At 60.8% G+C, this 18103-nt stretch carries 15 protein-coding genes and 1 pseudogene; 6 read left to right on the top strand and 10 right to left on the bottom strand.

Features of this window, described 5'->3' with window-relative positions:
- Nucleotides 1-183: 183 nt before the first annotated feature.
- The 5 genes from MOV75_RS07450 (at nt 184) to MOV75_RS07430 (ending at nt 6301) form a co-directional block, all read left to right on the top strand.
- Nucleotides 184-1128: an SMP-30/gluconolactonase/LRE family protein gene (locus MOV75_RS07450; protein ID WP_247005297.1), complete on the top strand. Its 945-nt coding sequence runs from the start codon at nt 184-186 to the stop codon at nt 1126-1128.
- A 52-nt stretch (nt 1129-1180) separates the two neighbouring features.
- Entirely contained in the window at nt 1181-1930 is a 750-nt protein-coding gene (locus MOV75_RS07445) for an SDR family NAD(P)-dependent oxidoreductase (RefSeq protein WP_247005296.1), read from the top strand.
- A 618-nt stretch (nt 1931-2548) separates the two neighbouring features.
- Nucleotides 2549-3550, top strand: a complete 1002-nt coding sequence (locus MOV75_RS07440; protein WP_247005295.1) for an MBL fold metallo-hydrolase — start codon at nt 2549-2551, stop codon at nt 3548-3550.
- Between the two features lie 206 nt (nt 3551-3756).
- Nucleotides 3757-5037: a glycerate kinase gene (locus MOV75_RS07435; RefSeq protein WP_247005294.1), complete on the top strand. Its 1281-nt coding sequence runs from the start codon at nt 3757-3759 to the stop codon at nt 5035-5037.
- Between the two features lie 355 nt (nt 5038-5392).
- Nucleotides 5393-6301, top strand: coding sequence for a LysR family transcriptional regulator (locus MOV75_RS07430; protein WP_247005293.1), 909 nt, complete (start codon nt 5393-5395; stop codon nt 6299-6301).
- A gap of 18 nt (nt 6302-6319) precedes the next feature.
- On the opposite strand, the gene MOV75_RS07425 is transcribed toward MOV75_RS07430, so the two are convergent.
- From MOV75_RS07425 to MOV75_RS07380, 10 genes are all read right to left on the bottom strand, one after another.
- Nucleotides 6320-7030, bottom strand: coding sequence for a dihydrofolate reductase family protein (locus MOV75_RS07425; RefSeq protein WP_247005292.1), 711 nt, complete (start codon nt 7028-7030; stop codon nt 6320-6322).
- Nucleotides 7027-7854 (bottom strand): SDR family oxidoreductase, encoded by an 828-nt coding sequence (locus MOV75_RS07420; protein WP_247005291.1) that lies wholly within the window; start codon nt 7852-7854, stop codon nt 7027-7029. The genes MOV75_RS07425 and MOV75_RS07420 overlap by 4 nt, the downstream gene beginning before the upstream one ends.
- A 65-nt stretch (nt 7855-7919) precedes the next feature.
- Nucleotides 7920-9128 (bottom strand): MFS transporter, encoded by a 1209-nt coding sequence (locus tag MOV75_RS07415; RefSeq protein WP_247005290.1) that lies wholly within the window; start codon nt 9126-9128, stop codon nt 7920-7922.
- Between the two features lie 301 nt (nt 9129-9429).
- Nucleotides 9430-10401, bottom strand: a complete 972-nt coding sequence (locus MOV75_RS07410; RefSeq protein ID WP_247005289.1) for an NAD(P)-dependent oxidoreductase — start codon at nt 10399-10401, stop codon at nt 9430-9432.
- A 449-nt stretch (nt 10402-10850) separates the two neighbouring features.
- Nucleotides 10851-12338: a lyase family protein gene (locus tag MOV75_RS07405; RefSeq protein ID WP_247005288.1), complete on the bottom strand. Its 1488-nt coding sequence runs from the start codon at nt 12336-12338 to the stop codon at nt 10851-10853.
- Between the two features lie 537 nt (nt 12339-12875).
- On the bottom strand, nt 12876-13727 hold the full coding sequence (locus MOV75_RS07400; protein ID WP_247005287.1) for an ABC transporter permease: 852 nt from the start codon (nt 13725-13727) through the stop codon (nt 12876-12878).
- Between the two features lie 2 nt (nt 13728-13729).
- Entirely contained in the window at nt 13730-14578 is an 849-nt protein-coding gene (locus tag MOV75_RS07395; RefSeq protein WP_247005286.1) for an ABC transporter ATP-binding protein, read from the bottom strand.
- Nucleotides 14575-15621: an ABC transporter substrate-binding protein gene (locus MOV75_RS07390; protein WP_247005285.1), complete on the bottom strand. Its 1047-nt coding sequence runs from the start codon at nt 15619-15621 to the stop codon at nt 14575-14577. The genes MOV75_RS07395 and MOV75_RS07390 overlap by 4 nt, the downstream gene beginning before the upstream one ends.
- 38 nt (nt 15622-15659) lie before the next feature.
- Nucleotides 15660-16880: a CaiB/BaiF CoA-transferase family protein gene (locus tag MOV75_RS07385; RefSeq protein WP_247005284.1), complete on the bottom strand. Its 1221-nt coding sequence runs from the start codon at nt 16878-16880 to the stop codon at nt 15660-15662.
- Nucleotides 16877-17812: a hydroxymethylglutaryl-CoA lyase gene (locus MOV75_RS07380; RefSeq protein WP_247005283.1), complete on the bottom strand. Its 936-nt coding sequence runs from the start codon at nt 17810-17812 to the stop codon at nt 16877-16879. The genes MOV75_RS07385 and MOV75_RS07380 overlap by 4 nt, the downstream gene beginning before the upstream one ends.
- A gap of 89 nt (nt 17813-17901) precedes the next feature.
- Between MOV75_RS07380 and MOV75_RS07375 the strand changes: the two are divergent.
- Nucleotides 17902-18103, top strand: a pseudogene (locus tag MOV75_RS07375) (hypothetical protein); the annotation flags it as partial.

The raw sequence follows: 18103 nt of genomic DNA, 5'->3' as shown, positions 1-18103 counted from the left end.
GGCATCCCTCTTGGGTACTGCGGCCGGGGCAATTCTCATGGCCGTCGTGCGCAACGGCCTCAATATCCTGAACGTCAACACCTTCTGGCATCAGGTCGTGATCGGCGCGATCATCCTGATGGCGGTATGCGCCGACAAGTTTGGCGGCCGCTCGAGAGAAGCCTAGGGCGAGGAGAATCTGCCGTGGGTTTTGTTCTCGGCCCCATTGAAAATAGCTCGCGGTATCCGGTCGACGGCGTCGAGGTGCTGGATAGGCGCTTCACGTACAAGATAGGCAATGCGCCGATTGAGCGTCTTGCAACCGGCTTCGGCTGGGTTGAAGGTCCGGTTTATTTTGGCGACAGCGGCAGTCTTCTGTTTAGCGATATCCCGAATAATCGCATCTACCGATGGCTCGAGTCTGACGGACATTTAGGAATATACCGAAGTCCTTCAAACTACGCCAATGGCCATACCCGCGACCGAGCTGGTCGCCTCGTGAGTTGTGAGCATATCAGGCGCGTCACCAGAACGGAGTTGGACGGCAACATAACGGTACTCGCGGATCGTTATGAGGAAAAACGTCTTAGCTCACCCAACGACGTCATCGTAACGTCGGATGGAGCCATCTGGTTCACCGACCCGGGATATGGGATCGACACCGACTATGAAGGCGTCAAGCAGGAAGCCGAGCTCCCCCGCGCGGTCTACAGACTTGATCCGCGCGGTTCGTTGAAAGTGGTTGCTGATGACTTCGTGAGGCCAAACGGCCTTGCGATGTCTCCCGACGAGTCCCGGCTCTATATAGTTGACAGCGGCATCACGGACGGCGGCCCCTCCCATATCCGCCAGTTCGATGTAGTTCATGGACACCTGAGAAACGGCTCCGTGTTTGCAGACGACTTTGCTCCCGGTTTTCCCGACGGGCTTCGCGTCGATATTCACGGAAATATCTGGTGCAGCATGGGATGGGCCGATCCTGCTGAGGACGGTGTTCGTTGCTATTCGGCAGAGGGCGCGTTGATCGGCAAAATACATCTTCCTGAGACTTGCGCGAACGTCTGCTTCGGCGGTCATCGCAAGAATCGATTGTTCATGGCCGCAAGCACTTCGATCTATGCCGTGTGCTTGAACACGACAGGGATTTGACCGGCGCGCAAAACGTGCGACGGCCGGGTTGCATACGACGGGAGATCGGAAGATGCTCGCAGGAAAAGTTGCCATTGTCACCGGAGCTGCCAAGGGAATGGGGGAAGTCCATGCCCGCGAGTTTGCCAAGCAACATGCGGCAGTTGTGCTGACCGACGTTGACACCGACAACGGCGCTCGTGTCGCCAGCCAGATATCGTCATCGGGCGGCAAAGCGATCTTCGTCGCTCATGATGTAGTTGATGAATCGTCATGGACCAATGTCATCAGGGAGGCAGAACGCGCGTTCGGATGCGTCAATGTCCTCGTCAATAATGCAGGGATACTGATCCGAAAGACGATCGAGAGCCTCTCGCTCGTTGACTTCAAGAGACTGTACGACGTGAACGTCGGCGGAACGTTCCTCGGATGCAAGCTAATCGTTCCTAGCATGAGGCGGGCCGGTGGCGGCTCAATTATCAACGTTTCCTCAGTGTCGGGCATCGTCGCGAATATGCCCGGCATGAGCGGCTACTGTGCGACGAAAGGCGCCATCCGCATGTTGACAAAGGCCGTCGCTGTCGACCTGTGGCAGTATAGGATAAGAGTAAACTCAATTCATCCTGGAACAATCAGGACGCCGCTCAACGAAGATTATTTCTCAGATCCGGATCAGACACGGCTCATTTTAGGAAGTACGGTCATGGCACGGCCCGGAGAATGTGCTGAAGTCGCCGCAGCGCTCACGTTTTTGGCCTCCGATGGGTCCAGCTACATGACGGGATCCGAACTGGTGGTTGACGGCGGTATGATCGCCGTTTAGCGCGCGGACTCACCCTCGGAGGAACGAGTTTCGCGAGATTGCAAGTTGGATATAGCCGTGGCCCGCACGACCGATGGTCGCCAATTCGTATCCCTGATTGGCAAGTTCAGGTTGGAAAGCAGTTTGCTGGCTGCTATCTGATGAAGTTCATGAAGCTGATGCGCGGATCTGCATAACAAGCCCGGCTCCCTTGTAATCGGCCTATTTTGCTGATCGTCCGGCCCCATCTGGGCCGGAGGATGCCGAGCTTATCCGGTCGGACTTGCCGGACTGCGGTACGGTTAGTCCTGGTGCAAGTCACCCGCGCATAGTATTCACCCTCTTTGGCTCATCTCCCCGCATCGTCGCATTGCGTCGGCGAGCGATCAGCTGAACCCGATCGCGCCCGTAAGTTGAAACTAACTCATCTATCGAATGAACTAATTCGCTTGTCTGAAATCGTAGAGCAGCATTAGCCTTTGTTGTCGAGTGCATCGCAAAGCCGGGTCGAGAAGGCGAGCGTTCGGATCGCCTTTATATGCGGTCTCAATCGCTCCAACCTGCGACTTCTGAAATCGCCTCACCGGGCCTAAGCATAATCTTCAAGATGCAAACACAGTTCCTGTGGGAGGGGACAAAATGGGATCAATATCTAACCACTTGCAAGTCAGCCGCCGCGATCTCGTCAAGGGAGCCGCAAGTGGGATCGGCGGAGCGATGCTAGCGGGACTGGCCGCTACGCCCGGCGAGACCAAGGAAGCCAAGTCAGACAGGCAGGCTCCGCCCTACTATCGCTTCGCACTCGGTGAAGCGCAGGTGACCGTCGTGTCCGACGGCCCGCTTCCGCTTGGTGACCCACGCGAGAGCTTTCTGGGCGTACCAAAGGAAGAAGTCGTGAAGATGCTCGACAAGAGCTTCCTCCCGACTGACGACGTTGTTCTCGAGCAAAATGCCCCGGTCGTCAATTTCGGAAACAAACTGGTGCTATTCGACACGGGTATGGGATCGCTCAAACAGTTCGGCCCTACGACCGGTCGTTTGAAGAGCAGTCTTGCCGCAGCTGGGATTGCGCTCGAGGATATCGATGCGGTCGTGTGCTCTCACGCTCACTGGGATCACGTCGGTGGCATTTGGGGCGACGACGAAAAACCGACGTTTCCGAACGCCCAGATCTACATCAGCCAGGCTGACTACGATTTTTGGACCGACGAGGGCAAACTTGGCAGCGACATCGACGGCTTGGTGAAGGCGGCAATCCACAATCTGGCGCCGGTGCGCGACCGGATCGTGTTCTTCAAGGATGGAGAGCAGTTCCTTCCAGGGGTACACGCTATTGCTGCGCCCGGTCATACTCTGGGGCATCACTGCTTCATGATCGAGTCAGCAGGCAAATCGTTCTGCTATGGCGGAGACCTGACCCATCATCCCGTGCTCTTGTTCGAGAAGCCCAGGATGGAGTTTGCTTTTGACACTGATCCGAAGTTGTCGGCAAAATCACGTGTCAGAGTCTTGGAGATGTTGGCTGCCAACAAGACGCCATTCATGTCCTATCATTTCCCGTGGCCTGGGGTCGGTCACGTGGGAAAGGACGGCGACGGCTTTAGGTACTATCCAGAACCAATGCACATGTCCTCTCTCTAGGGCTGCCGGCATCAATCCTTGTACTCACGAGGCCGGCGCTATGTCGATCACAATGACCAGCAAGCGTTCGCTTACGTTCTGGCGAGTTCAGCGTCCAAGTGGGTGACGACTAGCAGACGCGAATCGAGGGGCCGGCCGGCGCGCGAGCGCTCTCCGTGAGGCCGGCCCTGGTTCTCGATTCGAAGAAATAATGAGCATATCTTGAGATGACCGACCGGCGTGTGCTTCTCCGTGCCATGTTCGATGTAGCCGTTGCTGCCGCGGATCCACGTGTTGTGCTCGCTCCCCATCTTCCGAAAGAGCCGAAAGGTCGCGTAATCTGCCTTTCGGCCGGCAAAGCTGCCGCAGCTATGGCAGCCACCGCCGAACGATACTATCTTGATGAATTGCGGCTTGATCCGCATCGATTGACAGGCATCGCAACGACACGGCATGGCCATGCCGTGTCTACGCGGCGCATCAGGGTCGTCGAGGTCGGTCACCCAATACCCGACGAAGCAGGGCTGGCGAGCGCCGATAAGGCGCTTCAGCTTGCAAGCAGTGCACGGCCCGAAGATCTCTTACTCGTGCTGTTGTCCGGTGGTGGTTCGGCGAATTGGGTAGCACCCGCCGATGGCATTACCTTCGCCGAGAAGCAGCAACTGACGAGGGCTCTATTGCGCTCCGGCGCTCCTATCGATGAAATCAATATTGTCCGGAGGCACTTGTCCCGTATCAAAGGTGGGCACCTCGCCCGGGCAGGGAAGCTCGCAGAGATCATCACACTAGCCATCTCCGACGTCCCGCACGATGATCCGTCTGCGATCGCATCCGGCCCAACCGTGCCGGATTCGACAAGCCTGGCGGACGCAAGTGCAATCGTCAACAAGTACGAGTTGCAGGTAGCTGATGGAATTCGGCGAGCCTTGCAGAATCCGAAGAACGAGAGTTGTAAGCCTAACGATCCATGCTTCGACCGTGCGCGCTTTGCATTGATTGCAAGACCCAGGGCTTCGCTTGATGCGGCGATAGTCCAAGCCAAGGGCGCCGGCTACGAGATCATGGATCTTGGTGCCGACGTCGAAGGCGAAGCGTGCGCAGTGGCTGCCGCGCAAGCGAATCTCGCGCTAGAGGCGCGCCGAAGCGGACGACGGGTCGCTATATTGTCGGGCGGTGAGCTCACGGTTAAAGTGCGCGGAAATGGGCGTGGCGGCCCCAATCAGGAGTATGCGCTCTCACTAACCAACTCGCTAAAGAATATCACGGGAATTGCGGCGATCGCCGCTGATACTGACGGTGCCGACGGCGGCGGCGGTGCGGCGTCCGACCCAGCAGGCGCCATTGTAGACGAGCGAACGTTCAGTAGGATGAACTCGCTTGGGCTCGAAGCTCAACACTTTCTCGCCGCAAATAACGCCAGCGCGTTCTTTGCAGCGACCGGCGACTTGCTAGAGACAGGTCCAACGCTAACCAATGTGAACGACATAAGAGTCATTTTGGTCGATTAGCACGAATACATCTATGCGGCCCTGGAAAGATGCAGACCTCAGAAGTGATGAGAAGTGACTGGTCTCCGCCGATGACGTCGGGGCTTCGGCTCACAGCCGGTCAATCGCATGGGGAGCGGAGCGTGGCCGTTCCGTCGACAACCTGTCTTAAACGCTTGAGGTCATCCAAGAACTCTCGCAGAGCGGACGGCACTGCCCGACGAGAAGAATATGCATGAAAGCTCGGCCCTGGGCAAGACTCAGGAAAATACTTCAACGAGAGAGCCACGCGTCGCGTCTGCGTGTCGTTGATCCATGAGGTTGGTTCAACGCAGTGCGCGGTTGCCTTGAACAGAGCTGCGACCATAGAACGATCATGGCACGTCTCACGCTCACGCGCTCCGACCTCGGCGACCTGAACTTGTTCCGGACGATCGCCAGAGCCGGTGGCTTCCGACGCGCCGCGCTCGAACTCGACGTCTCCGCATCAGCGCTCAGCCATGCGCTGCGCGGACTCGAGACAAGGCTTGGCGTCCGCTTGGCCAACCGCACGAATCGAAGCGTCACGCTCACCGAAGCGGGCGAGATGCTGCTGGCGAGCCTGGAGACCGGCTTCGAGGCGATCGAGAGCGGCATCGAGAACCTCAACCTCCACAAGGACACGCCATCCGGACGCCTGCGGGTCAATGTACTGAGCGATGCGGCGCGACTTGCCTTTGGACCGAACCTCGCCAGTTTCATGGCGAATTACCCGCAGGTGAATCTTGAGATCGTCGTCCAGGACGAGTTCGTCGATATCGTTGACGGCAGCTTCGATGCCGGCATTCGCTTCGGAGGGTCTGTTCCCGAGGAGATGATCGCCGTCCCGATCGGAGCCGACCTGCGCTGGGTCATGATCGCCTCACCAGATTATCTGGCGCGGAGGCCGCGACTTAAGCATCCGTCTGACTTGTCTTCCCATGAATGCATTGGCTTGCGGACGGGTAGGGGAGCAATGTACCACTGGGAGCTTGAGAGAGGCTCCGAGCGTATGGAGATTTCCGTGGACTGGGCGATCGTCGTCAACGAGACGGCGCTCGCGATCGAACTCGCAGAGAACGGTGGCGGCATCGCTTATTGCTTGGAAAGGCGCGTCCAGGATCAACTCAAATCCGGAGCGCTGAAGGAAGTGCTGCCGAAGTGGAGCTCGTTTGGCCCTGCCTTCCACATCTACTACAACAGCCGTAGGCAGGTGCCGAGCGCGCTTCGCGCCCTGATTTCCTTCTTGAAGGATGAAGTCAGGTGACTTCGCGCTCGGGAGGCGTCAGTGGCTTTTCCAGGGGTACTCCACCTTGTAACGGAGATGCACGGCACCGGCCTGTCGTACCGCCGTCGAGATCGCTGAAAGTCGCAGCCGATCGCCAAGTCCGTCCCGCCGTGCCCCGAACAGCGTCTGACTACCGGTCCGGCCGCAAATAGCCGGGAAAAGGAGCAGGCTGATCTCGTCAACAAGGCCAGCTTCGAGGAATTCTGCGTTCGTGTGGGCGCCGCCCTCGAGAAGCAGCCGCGCAATTCCGAACCTTGCGTTTAGTGTCGAAAGTGCATGGTCGAGGTCGATCTTTTCACCTTCTGCGACGACATAGGAGATGCCGTCGCAAGCGAGCTCGGCCAAATGGGCGTCCGGAACGTTGCCTCCCAAAAGCACGATCGTTGCCGCGTCATAGGTCATCGGTCCGGTCCAGTGAAGCTTGCCGCCGGGGTCGATCAAAACCGCATATTCCTCGGCGCCGCTGCGCGCCACGTGGACCGGCCGCTCGACGGCGGTCGCGTTAATTGGCGGATGCGGCTTGCCGTCGGCGAATTCAGCTCCGACGGCCCGGCCGGCGATCCATGCGTCTGCGCCCAACTGTTCGTGCACACGGTCGTATTCGGCGATCAACGCGTCGAAGGATAGTCCGGTCGACGCGGTCCACTGCTCGACAAGAAGTTGACCGTCAAGGGGGCCCATCATGTGGCAGATCACGTAAGGCTTCATGCGCCGGTCTCCTTGGATACAAAATCGTCGAAGCGCGTCTCCCAATCAGGATGCCAGCGCGACAGGGCGGGGCGGTTCTCCGTCATGTCGGTCGCGCTCCACAGAATGCGTGCGGCGTCGAGTTCCGGCGTGACCGCGCCGTCCGGACAGATCACGTAGAAGTCACCGACTTCGACGCGAGGCATCATCAGTTCGATCACTTGTCCCGCCGTCCACGTGCCAGCCGGCTGCTTGCCGTCTGGCGCGTGGGTCATGCCTGTATAGGTCCAGCCAGGAACAAGAAGATGGGCCGTCACGGCGTCACCCTTTCCGCGCAGACCGTGAGCCAGTTGCTCCGTCAAGGTCTTCACGCCGGACTTGGCGACGTTGTAGGCGGGAAAGCCCGGCGGATTGGTGATGCCCTGCTTGGAACCGGTATTGATGATCGCGCCGCGCGAATGCTGGGCCAGCATTGCCTCGGTGAAGGCGTGCACGCCGTTCACAACGCCCCAGAGGTTGACCTCGATGATCCGGCGCCAATCGCTCAGCCCAGTCCAGTTGCCGTCCTCACGACCGCCAATCGCGGCATTGTTCATCAACACCGAGACCTTGCCGAAGGTGCCGATGGCTAGGTCGCGCAAGCGCTCCAGATCTTCGAACCGGGCGACGTTGCCGGCTAGGTGCCGGACGTCGGCTCGGAGGCCGCTCGCGACGCGCGCCAATGTATCCTCGTCCTGGTCGAACAGCACGAGTCTCATGCCGAGCGCGGCAAACCGTTCCGCCGCTGCACGGCCGATTCCGCTGGCCGCGCCGGTGACAACCGCGACATTGCCTTCGGCAAACAATGGCGGCCTTTGATCTCTATCGTTCATGTCGGTGGCTCCTTGCTTGAGTTCGGAAAGTGCCGCTCCTAGGCCGCCCGGCGTTCGGCCGCCTGACTGACTCTCGCGCCTGCGGAGGGCCGCGTAAGCAAGGCAGCTATGACCATCAGTATCAGCCCCGCGGCTGCGAGCGCCGAACCGACGAGACCGGTCGATGACCAGCCGTAGCCGGTGGTGATAGCTATTCCTCCCATCCAAGCTCCAATAGCGTTGGATAGGTTGAACGCGGAGTGATTCATGGCTGCAGCCAGCGATTGCGCATGCCGCGCGACATCCATGAGGCGCGCCTGCAGGGCAGGCACCAGGGCGAATCCGATGCCGATCAAGAAGAGCGCGGCGCCAACCGCGGTAGGTCCGGCCTTGACCGCCGGCGTGAAGCCGGCAAGGAAAACCACGTTCCAGACGATGATGCCGAAGATTGATCGGATCAGCGCACGATCAGCGAGCCATCCGCCGGCGACGTTGCCGACTATCATGCCCACTCCCCAGAGCGCCATGAAAATCGGGACGTCCGCGGCGGCGACACCCGCTACCTCGGTCAGCGTCGGAGTGATGTAGCTATAAACCGCGAACATGCCGCCGAAGCCGATCGTCGCGACCCCAAGTGTCAGCCAGATCTGCAGGCTGCCGAAAGCGGAAAGTTCGCGTCGGGGGCTGGCCTGCTCGTCGGCGACGACGGTGGGGATGAATACGCGCAGCAGGCCGAACACCGCCAAGCCGCCGAGGGCGACCACCGCGAAGGCCGAGCGCCAACCGAAAGCCTGGCCTAGCCACGTGGCGATCGGCACGCCGAGGAGGTTGGCGGCCGCGAGACCGAGCATGACGCGACCGATCGCCTGGGCCCGATTTGACGGCGGAACCATAGCCGCTGCCACGATGGAGGCAGTACCATAGTAGGCTCCGTGCGGGAGGCCGGCGAGAAATCTCGCCGCGGCCAGGCCGAAGAACTCTGGGGCTAATGCAGACGCAGCGTTACCGAGCAGGACGATCGAAGCAAGCAACATCAGCAGGGTCCGTCGCTCCATTTGAGCCGTGAGCACGGCAAGTAATGGAGAACCAACGACCACGCCCAGCGCGTAAGCGCTGATGAGATGGCCCGCGTGAGGTATCGAAACGCCGACAGACCCGGCCATGCCGGGCAACAATCCCATGGCGGCGAACTCGCCTGTGCCTATGAACAAGCCGCCCAACCCGAGCACGGCTTGCGCCGCCGCAAGTCCGCGGGGCGCCGTTATCACGTGATTTCTCATAACGTTGTCAACTCCCTGTCTGCGCGACAGTCGCGACATCCCACCGCACGCGGCAGACTGCCGATTACGACAATGGCCAAGGCGTAAGCCGGCAGTCCCGGCCCGGCCAACCGCAATCCCGAGTCTTGCTCGCCCCGCCGCGGGAAAGGGAAGGATGATGCTTGCAGCTGGCCTCGCAGGCACGCGACGCCGCATCTCCAATCTCCTCAAGCGTGAGCGGCTCTGTCGCCCACTGCCGTACTCAATGACGGGCTTCGATGATGACCGGCTCGCGCGGCAGCTCTCGCCCTCAGCTTTTGTTAGTCCAGCGATGCTCAGGCTTGTAGCCCAGCACCCGCTTAGCTTTCTCGTTGGACAGAACGACCTCGTTGCCCTGAAATTTCTTCCGCCGCTCGACATTCTGGAAATACTTGTTCAGCAGTTGTTCCGTCGGTGTCCGCATCACGGTTTCATCATTTGTGATGAAGAACTCGTCCTTGCCGCGGACGTCGTATTCGATAGCCTTAGCGATCGCCTGCGCGACGTCACGATTGTCGACATAGGTCCAGAAATTCCAAAGACGCTGGGTCGGCTCTTCCTGCCAAGAATCGAAGCGTCGGTATTCTTCAGGATTCATCACGTTGCTCAGGCGCAGGCACGTGATGCGCATTTCCGGATCGTTCAGGCAGAATTGCCGCGCCATTTCCTCGCCGAGGACTTTGGTCAGCGAATAGACGTTGTAGCCTCGCATCGGGTAATTTTCGTCGACCGGAACGTACGGTGCGTTGGTCCTGTCGTACGGCACGCCGGTACCAACCTCGCTGGCCGTCCACACGATGTCTTTGATACCTTGTCGTCGGCACGCCTCGAACACGTTAAACGTCGCCATCATATTCAGTCGGAACTCGTCGCCGTCCGGGATCATGCGGGGGTGCGGCATACTGGCGAGGTGCACCACCACATCGAACGCGTGGCGCTCGGGGCGAGCGTAAACGTCCTTGCCGACGGACGAAAGCGCGTCAAGCGCTTGACCGAAGTCCGTCAGGTCGGCCACCATCATCGGCTCCTCAAGGCTCTCCGGTCCATCGCGATCGATGACGAACACGTCGTAGCCCTGCTTGCGCAGATATGGAACCAAGGTCCTGCCGATTTTGCCGTGGCCGCCGGTGACGGCGACACGTTTGTTGCTCCTTGCCACTTTCAGCTCTCCGAGTTTTCCGCCGATCGCTGCGATCGGCAGTGATATAACCACCGACCGCTCGAACGGCTGTGGCTGGAACACTCAACGCAGCGTGCAACTGAGCTCATGATCCAAACGTTCGCAGGCAGCGAATTGCAGTGGCCCGATCCATGAAGCCTCGGATCGCTCGACATGCAAAAAAGCGCCTGGAGATATTCGCGCCGAACCGGTTTGCGACAACGCGTTCGCCGCATCGGGAATAACAGAACGAAGATTTAAGGGAATTCCCGAGCGATGGCCTGATACTGTCCCGGACCATCCTTCGTCAAAAAGATGATTTCCAAGAGCGCACCGTTCATGCCCGGCTCAAGTTCGATTTAGACGTCGATGTGCAGGTTCGACGCTTGCCTTGTACTGCGTGCCGGATTCCTCGGCTCCAGCGGGACCGGTGCGGTCATTGGGCATCCGACGAGGCTGCACTTGGCTCGGTACCATAAGCTGCGGATCAAGTTGAACGACAAACGCAGCTCCCACGGCGAGTTTGGAACGCTTTAATCTCTAAGATGGTTGAATGCCTTATCCAGCTCCGCGGACGCCTTCGCGAGAGCTGCACCCCGCCCTTCGAACCAGTTCTTATCGGCAGTGAGTTGTGCTTCCTGGGCCGCGAGCACGCGGACCACTTCCGCGGGCTGCGGGCCACCTAGGCCGCGGCTAGAGCGAACCATGTTCTCGGGTGTCAGGACTTCCCGGAAGCGAGCCTCCGAAAGCGGAAAGGTAGCCTCTTGACCAAGGAGATCCTTGGTCGACCGCGCGAAGATTTGCCTTGCATCCTGATAAGGCAGCTCGGCCGCGTGCAGGCCGTGATCACGTCCGAAATTCACGAGTTCGGACGCAAAATGGTGGCCGACGCGGAATGGGACGTCGGCCTCTCGCTGCAACACGTCGGCCAACTCAGTCGTGGTCGCATAGTCACTATTCACCTCCTCGAGCGCGCGGGACGCATCGAAGCGCAGGGTTCGAACCAGCCTCGCCATGGCAGCCTGTAGCTGCGTGGCCTCACGCACCGCGTTGTTTGCAGCATCGCCACGATATTCGATGACGCCCGGCCCGATATTGTGCGCCAGCATGACCGCACTGTGAGCCAACCCCAAAGTCCGGGTGGCCTGCTCGCGGGCGAGCAACATGGGGAATGGATTCCGCTTTTGCGGCATGATGCTGCTTGGGGTCGTCTCACTGGGCGCCAGCAGGAACCACGGCCGGATCTGCCGATATTGGTCCAAGAGGTCTGCCATCAGCGCCCCACTGGTTATTGCGGAGGCGGTTGCCAGCCCCGTGACCTCTACGTCGAGGTCGAATGGCGAGACATGATTCGCATCGAACGAATTCTCTATTGGACCGTCAAAGCCAAGGAGGGTGGCGAGCTGGCTGCGATCGATGGGAAAGCTCGATGTGCCGACTGCCGCTGCGCCAAGCGGCGAGAGATTGAGGCGTGCATAGCTTTCCTTGATGCGCTGGGCCTGTCGCTCGAGCGCTCCCAGATAGCCCGAGATGTAATGGCCCAACGTAATCGGCTGCGCCTGGACACCCATCGTGAAGGCCGGCATGATGGCATCCGGCGCAGTCCGGGCAAGGTTCAGCAGCGCGGCGCGGTAGTCGTTCAGGCTCGCCGCACTCTCAAGGTACGTTTCTCGCAACACCAGCCGTTGCCATGTGGAATACATGTCCTGACGACTGCGGCCCGAGTGCAGCCGCGTCACGTCGGGCCCTTCGGCCGCTATTAACATGGGTTCGACGCGCAGGTAATCATCAGGGCGGGATGCGCCCGGCTGGTCGCCGTCGTGGATCACCTTCGCGACAGCTGCGGCAATCTTGCGGCCTAGATCCCGCTCCACGATCTTGGTGTCAACAACCATGACCGCCGAAGCCTTGTTCATCTCGCCAATCCAGTAGAATACGTCATGTACTGGCTGGGCATGGGCAATAGCGGCGCCGAAAAGCGTGGCTGCCGCCACAACGGGGCCGAGATACTGCTTGGTCATAGATCGTTCCCCCAGATGGTCTCGCATCTCTGTCTTCCATCGCAGATGCCTGTCGAGCGCGTCATAATCGATCCTGACTGCCTGCTCAATACCAATCGACTCGACTTGCACTACGCCGTCAGTTCAATCCGGGCACGATCAAGGACTTGATGGCTCATCTCAATTTCCTTTCGAAGACGCCGATCGAGTGGACGGTATGCAACAAGATCGGAAATCCCATGGGTCCGGCTTTCCGGCTGCAGTCTCGATCGAGCTCGGCGGACACGTTGCGGTGGGACTTGGAGACTATAGTTGGCCGGAACTCGGCACACCCCTTCGCTGCGGCGAGCATGTCACGTGACGCGGCCTAATCGAGCAGCATCATAGGAGACTTTTCGGGAAGCGCGCGACAGCTGCTCTCATCGGCCGAGTAGCACAGGCGCGAGATGGTCGAGGCCCGGTGCAAGTCCGCTGAGCGGTCGGGCCGCGATGCAAAGGCAGTGTGTGCCCATTCAAGGAACATGTTGTGGCGGCCAGAGAGCGAACCGATGTCCAGACTCATGTTGAGTGCTCAAATTGGGGCTGCCAGCGCAGCAGATAGGACTGCAGCGAGCGCACCGCGATCGCCAGCAGGATTCCGACGAACATCATGACGAAGATGGCGACCATCATCTCGCTGGCGTTGGCGCGCGCCTCGGCTTCGATGATGAGCTTGCCCAGCCCGCGCTCGGCGCCGATGAACTCGCCGACGATGACGCCGATCAGCGCAAAAGACACGGCCGGCAACAGCGAAGCGAACACCCAGGCCAGTGCGGAAGGGATCACGACCGTGCGCAGCACGGCGAACTCGCTAGCGCCCAGCAGACGGGCGGCGGCGATCTGGTCGCGGTCAACCGCACGTGTTCCCTCAAAGGTGTTGAAGAACACCACGAAGAAAACAACGAGCCATGCAGTGGCAATCTTGGAGAGATCGCCGAGGCCGAAGATCAGGATGACGAGTGGCACCAGCGCGATGCGCGGTATCGAGTTGAGCGCCACGACGTAGGGCCCGAATACGCGGGCAAGACAATCCGAGCGGCCGAGAACCAGGCCAGCCGCGATTCCGCTCGCCGATCCGAACAGAAATCCCCACCAGGTGTTCTTAAGCGTTACGAGCGTGGCGAGCCACAAATTGTTGTCGTTGCCCTTGATGCAGGCGGCAAAGCCGGCGGAATCGGCAAAGCAGCCGAGCCGCAGGAAGCTCTGCCAGATCAGCGATGGTTTGGCGACGAAATACGGATCGAGGATTTTCGGCACATAGGCCTTTGGCAACAGCGCCTTGCTCCATTCAAAGCCCCACTGCCAAACGACGAGAACGAATGCGAGGATGGCCAGTTGCCAGAACAGGATAACGGTACGGCTGCTGGTCATGGTCAGTCGGCCTTGGTGCGGCGGAATTCCTCGCCGAGGGAATGCCAGATGTGGGAGTAGAGACGGCCGAATTCGGCTGTCTCGCGCACGGCCACAGGATCGCGCGGCCGCGGGATGGCGACGTCGAAATCTTCCTTGAGCCGCCCGGGCCGCGCCGAGAGCAGGATGATGCGGCTCGCTAGCGTCAAGGCTTCGCCGAGATCATGCGTCACGAACAGAACAGTCTGCCGCTCGCGCTCCCAGATCTCCAGCAGCGTCTTGTGCATCTCCAGCTTGGTGTGGGAATCGAGCGCGCCGAATGGCTCGTCCATCAGCAGGATCTCGGGCTCCAGGATCAGCGTGCGCATCAAGGCGACGCGCTGGCGCATGCCGCCGGACAGCGTGCGGGGAAAGCTCTGCGCAAAACCGGCGAGCCCGGCCTTCTCGACAGCCGAAGCGACGCGCACGGCGCGCTCGGTCCTTGGCAACCCCGCGATCTCCAGCCCATAGCCGATGTTCCGCTCCACGGTTCGCCAGGGAAACAGCGTGTCGCGCTGGAAGACATAGCCGACCCTGGGGTTGACCTTGCCGGTCTCGACCGTCTCCTCATCGATCAGGATGCGTCCGCCTGAGCGCGGCAACAACCCCGCGACCATATTGAGGATGGTGCTCTTGCCGCAGCCGGATGGACCGAGCAGCGCGACGAATTCGCCCTGCTTGACCTCGAAGGAAACGTCATCGACCGCCACGAACTCACGGCCGGACGCGCTGAAGCGTTTGGCGAGACCTTGCACCGCAATGCGGATGCGCGCCGCCACTCTTTCATTCTCGTCTCGCGCGAGCGTGAGGCCTGGGCCTGGCGCGGCGATCATTTGTATTTCGCCCTGGCTGCCTGGAGGAAGCTCATGTCGACGACGTCCTCGTATTTCGTCTCGGGAATGTCCGTTCCCTTGCGGTACCAGGGCTTGGCGCCGCGTTCGAACGAGGGCTTATCGATCACACCGTCATAGGCCCAAGTTGACTTGTCGAAGCCGAGCTCGGCGCTGACCGCATCGGGGTCGATGCCCGAGAAATATTTCGGCGTGACCAATGCTTGGACCTCTGCGAGCGGCGTCGCCTTCACGAACGCCATCGCGCGATGGATCGCGTTGACGTAGGCCTGCACCATGGCCTTATCCTGCTCGATCGTGTCCTGGAGCGTGTAGATCACGAGCACGGGCAGCGCCCCGCCGAAATCCTTCCCGAATATGCCGGGCTTGGAGGTGTCGTAGATCGTCCTGCCAAAGCCCTTCTTCTCGACCTCGACGATCCAGCTTGGCGGCGCCATGATGGCGTCGAACTGCTTGGTCTGCAGCGAGGGAAACATCGTGTTGGGCCCGCCGCCAGCGACCCAGTTCACCCTGTCGCCGAGCCCGCGCGTTTCGAACACATAGGTGCCGAACACCCAGGTGCCCGACCCGATCGCGGTGGCCGCGACGATCGGCTTGGCGCCGTCAGGCCGTTTGTAGCCCGCGAGCTTCTCGACCGAATTGATACCGCTGTCGTAAAGGTCCTGCCGGACCATGATGTTGGCGTAGGAGCACACCATCTCGGTCGCGAGCAGGATCTTGCAGGGCTTGCCGCGCGCACTGAGCTGGAGCGGATGGCTGGCATCGCCATGCGCGAACAGTGCTTGTCCCGCTGCCAGCGTCTGACGACCGAATGTGCCGGCGTTACCGGTGACGAGCTTGGCGTCGAGACCTTCGTCCCTGAAGTAACCCTTCAGCTCGGCAATCATGCCGATGGCGTAGACCGGCGACACCGGCCCGAAGGCGAGCGATACCTGCTTGGTCTCGGCGCGGAGCTGCCCGGGCAGCATCGATGCGCCGGCCCATGTGGAGCCCGCGATCAGCGCGTGGCGCCTGGTGATGTTCATGTGCTCCTCCCTTGGTTCTTGTTTGATCAATCCGTTCGTCAGGACGATCCAGGCGCAATCCGGATGGTTCCTGCGTTAAGCAGCGCTTCGATTTCGTTCGACGAAACGCCGATCTCGCTCAGGATCTCGCGCGTCTGCTCGCCGATCTGCGGCGGATCGCAGCGGTTCGGCAGGCGGCGGCCGTCCATGGAGATAGGCAACAGCGGCGTTTTTGCCTCGCCGCCATCAGGCAGGGAAATGTTGGTCAGCCCACCCGACTGGTTCAGATGCGGGTCGTCGAAGAGATCGCCGGGCTTGTTCACCGGCGCGTAGGGCAGATCGAGCTGCTCAAGGCGCGCGGCGAGATCGGCCTTGTCCCATTGCTTGAAGATCTTCGCGATCTCGGGGATCAGCCAGCCGCGATGGTCGACGCGGTCGTTGCTCGTCGCAAAGCGCGGATCGGCAAGCCAGGATTCGCGATCGAAGGCGCGGCAGAACGCCTCCCACTGCTCTTCACCGACGATGGTGACGAACAGCTTCGAGCCGTCCCTGGTGTCGAAGAGATCGTAGACCGGCCAGGGGCTGTCCTTGATCGAATAGGGAATCGAGGGCTGGCCGCTGACCACCTCGCACATCATGGCCTGCGCCATCAGGAACACGTTGTTCTCGTAGAGTGCGCTCTGGATGTAGCGGCCGCGGCCGGTGCGCTGCCGCTCGGCCAGCGCGGCCTGGATCGCGATCACGCCGAACATGCCGCCCATGATGTCGTTGACCGAGGCCCCGGCGCGCATCGGCCGGTCCGGCAGGCCGGTCATGTAGGCAAGGCCGCCCATCATCTGCACGACCTCGTCGAGCGCGAGGCGATTCTCGTATGGGCCCGGCAGATAGCCTTTGAGCGAGCAGTAGATCAGGCGTGGCGCAAAAGCGGCAACCGACTCGTAGTCGAGACCGATCCGCTTCAGCAGGCCGGGCCGGAAATTCTCGATCAGGACGTCGCTGTCCTCGATCAGCCGCCGCGCGATGTTCTGGCCTTCCGCGGTCGACGTATCCAGCGCGATGCTGCGCTTGTTGCGGCTGTAGGTGGCGAAGAAGCCGGCAGCGGGACCCTTGAAATAGCGGGTGCGGTCGCCCTTGGGCGGCTCCACCTTGATCACGTCGGCGCCGAGATCGGCGAGGATCAAGCCGCAGCTCGGCCCCATCACCATCTGGCTGAACTCGATGACACGAAGGCCGGCCAGCGGACGCAGCTCCGATGTCGTCTCGGGCACAGCCGCCGTCATGCCGCCCTCCGCAGCACTTTGGGAATGCCGGCCTCGTGTAAATGCCCTGTCAGATGTTTTGCCAGGATATGGCGGGCAAGAATCTCGCGCGTTTGCATCAGGCGATCCAGGTCAATGCCGGTGGAAAGTCCCATCCGCTCGAGCATGAACACGAGATCCTCGGTGACGATGTTACCGCGGGCACCGGGCGCAAAGGGGCAGCCACCAAGCCCCGATACCGCGGCGTCGAAACGCCGGATCCCGGCTTCGAGGCCGGCAACGGCATTGGCAAGGCCGGCGCCGAGCGTGTCGTGCAGATGCAGACGCAGCGTCATTTGCGACCCGACTTCGCGCCTGACAGCTTCGACGATCTGCCTGATCAGTTTCGGGGTTGCATAGCCGACAGTGTCGGCGAGCCCAATCTCGTCGGCACCGGCTTCGGCAAAGGCGCGCGCAACCCGGCACACAGCCGCTTCGCTCACCTCGCCTTCCAGCGAGCATCCGAAGGTGGTGGAGATCGCGCCCATCAGGTGCGGCCGGCGGTCCACGGGCTGGACGTCGATCGCGGCGCGGACCGCGCGAAATCCCTCGAGCTGCTCTTCAATCGAGCGGCGCACATTGGCGCGGTTGTGCGTCTCGCTGGCAGAGATGACGAAATAGATGGTGTTGACACCGGCGGCGATGGCGCGCTCGGCGCCCTTCACGTTCGGCACGAGTGCACCGATGGTCACGGTCTTGTGCATGAGTGCGTGCGCCATCACCACATCGACATCGGCGAATTGCCGCACGACCTTCGGCGGCACGAAGGATCCTGCGTCGATCTCGCGCATGCCGGCGGCGGCGATCAGATCGATCAGCGCGCATTTGGCTTCGGTGGGAACGAACACGTCCAGATTTTGCAGGCCATCGCGCGGGCCGACCTCGCAAATCAGGACATCCGGCGCATGCACCATTGGGGCTCCCCTGGACTTGATTGTATATTATTGCGTTAAAGAACAATCCATGGGACAGTCTGTCAAGCTCAAAATCTGTGTGCACTGCAATGACCACCTCCGACAGCCCCCGACAGCCCGCCTCGAGCAGAGGCGGTTCCGAGCGCGCTGAGCACATCGCCGGCCTGATCATGGCGCTTGCCAAGCGCGACGGCATGAAGGCCGGCGATCGTTTGATCGAGCAACGGCTTGCGGATGCGCTCGATCTGTCACGCGCGCCGATCCGGCTCGGCCTGAAGGCGCTGGAAGCCG

The sequence above is a fragment of the Bradyrhizobium sp. PRIMUS42 genome, from assembly GCF_023006515.1.
In the GTDB taxonomy this organism is placed as follows: Bacteria; Pseudomonadota; Alphaproteobacteria; order Rhizobiales; family Xanthobacteraceae; genus Bradyrhizobium.
This window is presented reverse-complemented; position numbering and strand designations above follow the sequence as displayed.